The 9,651-nt window shown below is 62.0% G+C and carries 9 protein-coding genes; 7 read left to right on the top strand and 2 right to left on the bottom strand.

The window, feature by feature from the left end; all coding sequences use genetic code 11:
- The first annotated feature begins 14 nt into the window (after positions 1–14).
- The 7 genes from ACK4FK_RS16635 (at position 15) to ACK4FK_RS16605 (ending at position 7,988) form a co-directional block, all read left to right on the top strand.
- Positions 15–2,900 carry an ATP-dependent Clp protease ATP-binding subunit gene (locus ACK4FK_RS16635; protein ID WP_409746303.1) on the top strand — a complete coding sequence of 962 codons (2,886 nt, stop codon included), beginning with the start codon at positions 15–17 and terminating at the stop codon, positions 2,898–2,900.
- Between the two features lie 61 nt (positions 2,901–2,961).
- Positions 2,962–4,101, top strand: a complete 1,140-nt coding sequence (locus ACK4FK_RS16630; RefSeq protein ID WP_409746293.1) for an RNA polymerase sigma factor — start codon at positions 2,962–2,964, stop codon at positions 4,099–4,101.
- The gene (locus tag ACK4FK_RS16625; protein ID WP_409746292.1) at positions 4,098–4,676 is read left to right on the top strand and encodes an NADH dehydrogenase ubiquinone Fe-S protein 4; all 579 of its coding nucleotides are present in this window, start codon (positions 4,098–4,100) and stop codon (positions 4,674–4,676) included. The genes ACK4FK_RS16630 and ACK4FK_RS16625 overlap by 4 nt, the downstream gene beginning before the upstream one ends.
- A gap of 33 nt (positions 4,677–4,709) precedes the next feature.
- Positions 4,710–5,462 carry a rhomboid family intramembrane serine protease gene (locus ACK4FK_RS16620; protein ID WP_409746291.1) on the top strand — a complete coding sequence of 251 codons (753 nt, stop codon included), beginning with the start codon at positions 4,710–4,712 and terminating at the stop codon, positions 5,460–5,462.
- Positions 5,453–6,295, top strand: a complete 843-nt coding sequence (locus ACK4FK_RS16615; RefSeq protein ID WP_409746290.1) for an SDH family Clp fold serine proteinase — start codon at positions 5,453–5,455, stop codon at positions 6,293–6,295. The genes ACK4FK_RS16620 and ACK4FK_RS16615 overlap by 10 nt, the downstream gene beginning before the upstream one ends.
- Positions 6,296–6,347: 52 nt before the next feature.
- Positions 6,348–6,770, top strand: coding sequence for a thioredoxin TrxC (trxC, locus tag ACK4FK_RS16610; protein ID WP_409746289.1), 423 nt, complete (start codon positions 6,348–6,350; stop codon positions 6,768–6,770).
- A gap of 48 nt (positions 6,771–6,818) precedes the next feature.
- Positions 6,819–7,988 carry a cation:proton antiporter gene (locus tag ACK4FK_RS16605; protein ID WP_409746288.1) on the top strand — a complete coding sequence of 390 codons (1,170 nt, stop codon included), beginning with the start codon at positions 6,819–6,821 and terminating at the stop codon, positions 7,986–7,988.
- A gap of 251 nt (positions 7,989–8,239) precedes the next feature.
- On the opposite strand, the gene ACK4FK_RS16600 is transcribed toward ACK4FK_RS16605, so the two are convergent.
- Positions 8,240–8,461 carry a helix-turn-helix domain-containing protein gene (locus ACK4FK_RS16600; RefSeq protein ID WP_013651418.1) on the bottom strand — a complete coding sequence of 74 codons (222 nt, stop codon included), beginning with the start codon at positions 8,459–8,461 and terminating at the stop codon, positions 8,240–8,242.
- Positions 8,462–8,514: 53 nt separating this feature from the next.
- Positions 8,515–9,645 carry a tyrosine-type recombinase/integrase gene (locus ACK4FK_RS16595; RefSeq protein WP_409746287.1) on the bottom strand — a complete coding sequence of 377 codons (1,131 nt, stop codon included), beginning with the start codon at positions 9,643–9,645 and terminating at the stop codon, positions 8,515–8,517.
- Positions 9,646–9,651: the final 6 nt, after the last annotated feature.

Here is a 9,651-nt window from a genome sequence, read left to right as displayed (position 1 = left end):
ACGGAGCTTGCGATATTTGCGGTCGCCCGGCGACGGCGCGCGTGCGCGCCTCGGTGAACGGCAGAATTCAGAACATGGAGCTTTGCGACCAGCATTACCGCGATATGGTGCGCCGGTCGGGCCGCAGCGCGTCGCCGTTGGAAGCGCTGTTCGGACGGCATTCCCTTTTTGACGAATTCTTTGGCAATAGTGGTTTCGGCAGCCTCTTTGGTGACAGCCCGTTGCGGGGCGGCACGCCCGGCGCCATGGGTGACGGCGATGACGATGTCGTCGAGGCCACTTTCGGCGAGGGCGCGCCGCGACGCGGATCGCGGCGCGGCGGCGGGCGCAACATCGCCGATCGACTGAGCGAACAGGGCAACAAGCTGTTGCAGGATGCCGCACAGAAGGCAGGAGAGTTCGGACGCAGCGAGGTCGATACCGAACACCTGCTTCTGGCACTGACCTCGTCCGACGTCGTAAGGACGATCCTGGAACAGTTCAAGGTCGATGTGGACGATCTGCGGCGCCAGATCGAGAAGGAAGCGAAGCGTGGAGAGGCCAAGACGGAGGGCGAAATCGGCGTCAGTCCGCGCCTTAAGGACGCGCTGAACCGGGCCTTCATCGCCTCGAACGAACTCGGCCATTCCTATGTCGGTCCCGAACATCTACTGATCGGCCTCGCAGAAGAAGGCGAAGGCCTGGCCGCTTCCGTCCTGCGAAAGTATGGACTGACACCGCAGGCGCTTCGCCAGCAGGTGACCAAGGTCGTGGGTAAGGGGGCCGAGGAAGGCCGCGTGGAGGCGCCTTCCAGCACGCCCGATCTCGATCAATTCAGCCGCGACCTGACGAAGCTCGCCCGCGAGGGTAAGCTCGATCCCGTCATCGGCCGCGCCCGCGAGATCGAGACGACGATCGAGGTGCTGGCCCGCCGGAAAAAGAATAATCCGGTGCTGATCGGCGAGCCCGGCGTGGGCAAGACCGCCATCGTCGAGGGGCTCGCACAACGAATCGTCGCGGGCGAGGTGCCCGAGGCCCTGCGCGACAAGCGGCTCGTGGAGCTCAACATAAACTCGATGGTCGCCGGCTCAAAGTATCGCGGCGAGTTCGAGGAGCGGGTGCAGAAGATCCTCAAGGAGATCACCGAGGAAAAGGACAGCCTGATCCTGTTCATCGACGAGATCCACACCATCGTCGGTGCCGGCCAGGGCGGCGGCGAGGGTGGCCTCGACATCGCCAACACCTTCAAGCCGGCGCTGGCGCGGGGCGAGTTGAACCTGATCGGCGCGACGACGCTCAACGAATACCAGAAGTATATCGAGAAGGATGCCGCGCTCGAACGCCGGTTCCAGCCGGTCTATGTCGAGGAGCCCACGGTAGCTCAGGTCATCATGATCCTGCGCGGCCTGCGCGACACGCTGGAGGCGCACCACAAGGTGACGATCACCGACGAGGCCATCGTCGCGGCGGCCGAGCTTTCCGACCGCTACATTACCGGCCGCTTTATGCCCGACAAGGCGATCGATCTCATCGACCAGGCCGCGGCGCGGGTGAAGATCAGCGCCACAGCGCGCCCCGTGGACGTCCAGGAGCTGGAGGCCGAAGTCGCGCAGATCAAGCGAGAGCAGGATTATGCCGCCGCCCGCAAGCAATTCGATCGCGCATCGGAACTGAAGAAGGAGCTCGAAAAGAAGCAGAAGGAGCTGGACGAGCTTCTCGAGATCTGGAAGCGCGACCAGGCTTCGGCGACCGCCGAGGTGCGCGCCGATCATGTCGCGCAGATTGTCTCCAAGATCACCGGTGTTCCGGTCACGGAGCTGACCACCGAGGAGAAGGACAAGCTCCTCAAGCTTGAAGAGAAACTGCACGAGCGGGTCATCGGGCAAGAAGAAGCGATTCGCGCCGTGGCCGATGCGGTGCGGCTCGCGCGCGCGGGCCTGCGCGAAGGACGCGGCCCGACCGCGACCTTCCTGTTCCTCGGGCCCACCGGGGTTGGCAAGACGGAACTGGCCAAGACGCTCGCCGAAGTAATCTTTGGCGATCAGGACGCAATCATCCGCATCGACATGTCCGAGTATGGCGAGCGCCACTCGGTCGCCCGGCTGGTGGGCGCGCCTCCGGGCTATGTCGGATACGACGAGGGTGGACAGCTGACCGAAAAAGTCCGCCGTCGGCCCTATTCGGTCGTGCTGCTCGACGAGATCGAGAAGGCGCACCCGGATGTCTACAACATCCTGCTTCAGGTGTTCGACGACGGCCGGCTGACCGACGGCAAGGGCCGTGTGGTGGATTTTACGAACACCATCATCATCGCCACCTCGAACCTCGGCTCCGACATTATCCAGCGCAACCTAAAGAAGCGCGGCACGAGCGACTTCGACGAGGGCAAGCAGAAGGCCGAGCTGATGGAGGTGTTGCGCGGGCACTTTCGGCCCGAGTTCATCAACCGGATCGACGAGATCATCGTCTTCCATTCGCTGAACCAGTCGGAAATCCGCAAGATCGTCGAGTTGCAGCTGAACCGGGTCAAGCGGACCGCCCTCGGCCAGGGCGTCGAACTCGAGTTCGACGTGGGCGTGGTGGACCACTTCGGCGCAGTGGGCTTCCGCCCTGAATTCGGCGCACGCGAGCTGCGCCGACTGATCCGGTCGGAGCTGGAGACCGAGCTAGCCCGTGAGATGCTTTCTGGACGTATTGAGGATGGTGACAAGGTTCGCGTCGTCTGGTCAGCGGACCAGCAAAAGGTCGTATTCGAGAATACAAAGAAAACCAAAGTCGATGAGGGCGCAAAGGCGGAAGAAGACGGATCCGGCAGGAAGCGCGAGCGCAAGCCTGCAAAGAAAACAGGCAAGCCCGGCGCAACGGAGTCTGGCGACAAGGCACCAGAAACCTCGCCTGGTGACGAAAAATCCTCCGCCTAACACTGGTTGATTGCCCAGCCGGAAGCTCCGGCTGGGCCTCCCTCTAAAGAAAATGACCCAAATGAAGATACAAACCGCATTGCGCAATCTGGACAAACATGGCCAGCAGCGCGCGCCGGAGGTGATTGCAGAAGAGGGCCGGCAACTTGAAAACCATCTCAAGCGGTTTCGTTCTGAGTTGGTCCGGCTTGAGGTCGTCGCCTCGCAGACGAAGGGCAAGACGCGCATCCAGGTCAGCCTGCGGCTGCAACTGCCATCGGGCGTGATCGCGGCGCAGGAAGAGGGGTTCGAGATCGAGCCGGTCCTGCGCAAGGCCTTTGCCGACCTGCGCCACCAGGTCGATCGGCATGTGGCGCGCCTCAAGCACGAGCCGGAGTACAAGCGTCCCGCCCGCCGGCGCCGGATCGGCGCCCCGCTGCCGCCCGCGCGGGATGCGGCGGAGGCGGAGCGGCGCCGACTCTTCTTCGACCTGATCAAGGACCACCTCGATACGGTCTACGACACCGTCAGGCGTGAGTTGACCTATCTCGAATGCAGCGGATCGGTACCACAGGGCTATCTTGCCGTTCGCGATATCGTCGATGCGGCGATCCTCAATGGGCTCGATCGCTTCGAGCGGCGGCCGACCGAATTCTCCGTCCGGGACTGGCTGACGCAACTGGCCTTCGAGACCATCGAGGCCGAGGCGCAGGCCGCGCGCCGCGCGGTGCCCGAGGACGCCGCCCCGATCGACGCCGCACCCGAGGCGCCGGTCGAGGAGCCTACCGAGTCGGATGAGGAGATGTTCGAGTTCTACCAGCCCGACGACGTGCTGATGCTCGAGGAACTCGTCGCCGACGACGGTGTGGACGACCCCGAAACGGCGGTCGCTAGACGGCAGGACGCGCTGTTCTTGCATCGAGCGATCGCCGGTCTTCCGGCGCTATGGCGCAGGGTCCTGTTTCTTGTCGACCTGAACGACACCCCGCTTGAGAAAGCCTCTTCGGTTCTCGGCATTCCTGAAGACGACGTGACCCGGATCGTCCAGTCGGCTCGCAATTATCTTCGCGATAAACTGCGTGACTCAGGTCAGTCTTCCGATACCGCTCATGCGCTTTTTGAGAGTGCTCACCAGAGGAGGGTGCGAATTCCACAGCCCCTGCGGGATCGCGCCCGGCTGGGACGCGCTTTTCTGGGGGATAACCAAGGGGAAGCACCATGATGCGCGGTCACAATCGTCCACCCTTTCCGCCGAAGATACCCGGAACCAACATGAGATCATGGGACGTTCCGACCGCGATCATTTACCGGCCGGCACGTTCCGCGATGACATCGGCGCCGCGGCCCAACTACTGGATACTGGAATTCGAGCCGTCGCGCCCGCCCCACATCGAGCCGCTGATGGGATATACCTCCAGCGACGATCCCTATCGTCCGATCCGGCTGAAGTTTCCCGACCGCGAAAGCGCCGTGGCATTCGCGGAGCGGCAGGACTGGCGCTACCTCGTGCGCGAGGACACGACTCACCGGCGTACGCCTGACCACTGGCGGGGCGAGGTACGGCATCGACTCTACAAGGGAGCCGATGCGCCGGAAGCCTTCCGCATACCTTCCCTCGTGGATCACGGTCGCACGGATCACCGCCTCCGGCGCGCGGTCGAGGAGAAAGGCACGGTGGACCTGTCGTCGCAAGAACAGGCCGAATTCGATCCGGTGCTCGAAGCCTCGCTCGAATCCTTCCCGGCCTCCGATCCCCCGGCCTGGACGGGCGTGACGATAGCCGGGAAAGAACAATGAACGGAATGTCTAGCGCGAGCGAGGATCTGCCGCTTGTTTCCCTATCTTGACAGCGTCGCGCGCCGCTACCCGCCCGTCATCGTATGGGCGGTCATCGGCATGAGCGTCCTCGCGTTCCTCTATCAGACCAGCCTGCCGCCGCACGCGCTGGATCGGTTTCTGTTCGAGTTCGCGCTGGTGCCCTCGCGCTTCTTCGGGCAACTGAGCCTCGTCGCCCCGTCGGACTGGACCCCATTCCTGACCAACATCTTCCTGCACGGGGGCTGGCTGCACCTCATCTTGAACATGTGGACGCTCTGGATCTTCGGCCCCGCCGTCGAAGATCGGCTCGGACCGGGTCGATTCACGCTGTTCTATCTGTTCTGTGGTGTGGCAGCCGGACTGGCTCACGCGCTGGCGAACCCCGACTCAGTCGTTCCCGCGCTTGGCGCATCGGGGGCGATCGCGGGCGTGATCGGTTGCTACGCGCGCATGTTTCCGGCGGCTCGGCTGGTGGTGATCGTGCCGATTCTGTTCATTCCCCTCTTCTTCGAAGTGCGCGCGGTCATTTTCGCGATGATCTGGTTTTTCATGCAGGTCATTCCCGGCTTTCTGTCGCTCGGCAGCGATCAGGCCACGGGCGGGATCGCCTGGTGGGCGCATATCGGCGGGTTTGTCGCCGGTTGGCTCGTAACGCCACTCCTGCGAAGGCGCGCCGACGCCTATCGCCATTATTACCGCGACGAGGGCATCTATGGCTTTCTGCCGGATGGTCGAAGGGAAGGGGGACAAGGTCCATGGACATAATGCAGCTATTCTGGCTGTTCTTCATCGTTTCGGCGCTGCAGCCGGTTCTGCAGCGCCGGTATCTCGAGGCGATGCGCACACGCAAGATCGCCCAGATCGAGAAGAAGCGCGACAGTCGCGTCATCCTGCTGATCCATCGGCAGGAGACCATGAACCTGCTGGGCTTCCCCCTGATGCGCTATATCGACGTCAACGACTCTGAGGAAGTCCTACGAGCCATCCAGATGACCGACGATGAGGTGCCGCTCGACATCGTTCTGCACACACCGGGCGGCCTCGTGCTGGCGGCAACCCAGATCGCCCGCGCCATTCAGGGACACAAGGGCAAGGTCACCGTGTTCGTGCCGCATTACGCCATGTCCGGCGGCACCTTGATCGCGCTTGCCGCGGACGAGATCGTGATGTGCGAACACTCCGTGCTGGGACCCGTCGATCCGCAACTCGGCCAGTTGCCTGCTGCCTCGCTCATCAAGGTCGTCGAGGAGAAACCCATCGCCGAGATCGACGACCAGACCCTCATCATGGCCGATGTCGGTCGCAAGGCCATTGCGCAGATCGAGGCGTTCGCGAAACGCCTTCTTTCCAACAAGATGGACGAGGACCGCGCGGCGGCGCTGGCGGCGAAGCTGGCGACGGGCACCTGGACCCACGACTATCCCATCTCTGCCGAAGAGGCCCGCGACATGGGCCTGCCCGTTGGAACGGACATGCCCAAGGAAATACTGGAGCTGATGACGCTCTATCCGCAGCCGGTTCGGCGCCAGGGCGGCGGCGTGGAATACCTGCCTGAGCCGCGGCAGCGCGAGGCGCGCCGCGCCATGTCCACGCGCTGAACGCTTGCATCAGCAGGCCGCCAAGCCCGGCTCGTCAACGAAAGGATAAAGGATGCCAACGGTCGCTTGCTCGCAGTGCAATTCCACCAACAGGGTGCCGGAAGAGCGCCTGACCGACAATCCCAATTGCGGACGCTGCGGCGCACCGCTCTTTCAAGGCAGGCCCGTCACGCTTACAGCGGCGAACTTCGACCGTCATGCGAATGCCGAACTGCCATTGCTGGTCGATTTCTGGGCGGAGTGGTGCGGGCCATGCAAGATGATGACGCCGCAGTTCGAGACGGCTGCGCGGTCGCTCGAACCGAATTTCCGCCTTGGCAAGCTGGATACGGAAGCCGAGCAGCAGATCGCCGGCCGCTACGGGATCCGTGGCATTCCCACCATGATCCTGTTCAAGAGCGGCAAGGAAGTCGCGCGGACGAGCGGTGCGATGTCTGCTGTTCAGATAGCGCAGTGGGCGCGCTCGCACGTCTAGCGTTTAGAGGTATTGGCCTTCCCTGCGCCATGCCATCAGGAGAAGAACATGCATGGCGTGACCGGATTTGTCGAAAGTGCGGCCTTGTTGGTCTTTGCCGCGTTCGTGCTCGTGACGATATGTTCACGGATCGGCGTGCCCAGCATCGTCGGTTACATTCTTGCTGGTATAGTCACTGGACCCGCCGGCCTCGGCCTGATTGCAGAGAGCGCTGCCCTGAGCAGCATTGGCGAGATCGGAGTGGTACTCCTGCTGTTCGCGCTTGGCCTGGAGTTCTCGTTCGAGAAACTCGTGACGCTCAGGAAGCATGTCTTCGGTCTTGGAGCCGCGCAGGTTGCAGTCACGACGACAACGGTGTCGTTGGCAGCGAGTCTAATCTTCGATCTCGCGCTCCTCCCCACCATCCTCATCGGCGGGGCCGTTGCCATGTCATCCACGGCCATGTGCCTCAAGGTGCTGGCAAGCTTGAACGCTTTGGGGTCGGCCCAAGGGCGCCTGGCCATCGCAGTGCTACTGTTTCAAGACTTGGCAGCTGTCGCATTCCTGCTTCTGCACGATTCGATGAGTGGAGCCGCCGAAGGGTATGGCGTGATAACGGTCGTCGCCAGTGCAATGGCATTTGTTGCAGCTCTGTTCATTGCCCGTGGCCCGTTGCAGGTGCTTGCCCGTTGGGTAGCGTCGCGTGGCGATCCGGAACTTGCCCAGCTCCTCGCGCTCACCATTGCACTAGGGTCTGCGATTGTCGCGGCCTCCGCCGGTCTTTCTCCGGCACTCGCCGCATTCGCGGCCGGCATGATTATCGGCGAGGGTGACGCGCGCCATGCTGTCGAGAACGAGATTAGGCCCTTCCGCGATTTGTTTGTCGGGATTTTCTTTGTCGGCATCGGAACGCAATTGCCACTTTGGATCATTCCATCTGCATGGCCTGTCATGCTGATCTGGCTCGCGATCATATTCGCGGGCAAGACGCTGATCGTTTTGGTCGTCGCCCGACTATTCGGCGAGTCGCTTCAGACCTCATGGCGAACTGGAATCATTCTCGCTCATGGGGGCGAGTTTAGTCTCATGCTGCTTTCAACTTCGATGGCATCGAACCTCATTCATGGAAATGTTGGGGCTCCTCTTTTGCTCGGGTTAGGCTTCAGCATGATCGGAGGGAGTTGGATGATCAATAGAGCTGCAGTAAAAAACTCCGATCTGAACACGAAATCTAAATAATACGTTCTAAATTAGAAATTTCTCGCCTTCATAAAAATAAGTGTTGGAAATACATCAGATAATAAGCCGCCGAAATGCGCGCCAAGATGTCAATCTTTCAAGAGGTATAATTTATGACCAAGTTCATTGAATAAGAGGCGATATGGTCATTACCTTGGAGAGTCTGTTATAGCTTGGAGCGGAGGGTGGTCATTGTAACAGCAAAGAAGCCCCGCCTTGCGGCGGGGCTTCGGTCGAGGATAGGGGCCGTGTCAGGCCGCGGGCTTCAACGGCTTGGGAGCCATGCGCTGGCTCTCCAGCCACTTGTTGAACTCGGCGCGGTCGATGTAGACCCGGCCACCGATCTTCAGCAGCGCGGGTTTCAGTCCATTCGTCTCCGCATGGAATATCCACCAGCGCAGCGTGGCTTCCGTGATGAACGGCGCTTCCGCCGCCACCTGCTTCACGGTCGCCAGGTCCCTGTAGTCAACCATGGTAACCTCATGGTTCGAGGGGCCAGAAAAGAAGCAGGAACCCTCTATATGCCTCAGAACATCTTTTCGTTCAATTCCCTGACCACGCCCTTGACGTGGCTCTCGGACAGATGGGCATAGCGTCGAACCATCTGGAGCGTCCGGTGGCCGAGGATTTCCGCGATTTCGACGAGGCTGGCACCGTTCATGGCGAGGTAGCTGGCCGTCGAGTGCCGCAGGTCGTGGAAGCGGAAGTCGTTGATCTTGGCGTCGCCGCGGGCATTCTCCCACGCCTTGCGGATGTCGATCGGCTCTTGGCCGTCCCGGCGCGGGAACAGCCAACGCGTCTCGGCCGGGGGCTCCAGCTCGTCATAGAACCTGTTGACCGTCTCGACCTGATCTTCCAGCAAGTCGCGGAGGTGGTGGACAACGGGCACCGCCCGCGTGTCCCCGTTCTTGGTATCCCGCAGGATGGCCGTGTCGCGGGTGAGGTCCAGATCGTCGAGCGTCAGACCGAGGATTTCGCTTTTCCGCGCGCCGGTCGATAGGGCGAACACCACCACTGGGTAGAGGTGCTCGTTGTCACTGGCCTTGCAGGCATCGAGCAAACGCTTGCGCTCCTCGTCGCTCAAGTAGCGGGTGCGTTCGTTTCTGATCTTGGTGATGCGGTTCACGCCGTCCAGCGGGCTTGAGGCCGTCCAGCCCCATTGGATCGCGTACTTGAACAGTACCGCCAGCGTGTCGCGGTAGTGCTTCAGGGTCTTGCGGCTCTTTGGCTTGGGCGCTGCCTTCGGCTTGTCCGCCTCTGCATCCTCTTCCGCCTTGCGGCGGCCGTCGCCTGCAGCGGCCAGCTCCGCCATCTTCTCGCTCACCATATCGGCGGTGATGTAGGCGAGGGCGTAGCTCCCCAACGCCTTCTCCCAATAGGCCAGGAAGGAGCCTTCCGCCCGCTTGGTGCTCTCTGCCCGGTGGACGAACACTTCCTTGCGGAAGCGGTCGATAACGTCCTGAAGGGTCTTGGTCGCCGCCGTTCGGACGACGTTCTTGACTTCACCCTTGCGGATGCCGCTTTCGGTGTCCTGCGCCCACTGCTTGGCGTCCGTCAGGCGCTTGAAGGTCTTCACCTGCATGGGGAAGCCCTTCATCCGGACCATGACCCGATAGGACGGGCCTTTCTTGCCTTCGCGCTTCTGGATGGTTGCCATGTGAGC

The organism is Ferrovibrio sp., assembly GCF_046297895.1.
In the GTDB taxonomy this organism is placed as follows: Bacteria; Pseudomonadota; Alphaproteobacteria; order Ferrovibrionales; family Ferrovibrionaceae; genus Ferrovibrio.
This window is presented reverse-complemented; position numbering and strand designations above follow the sequence as displayed.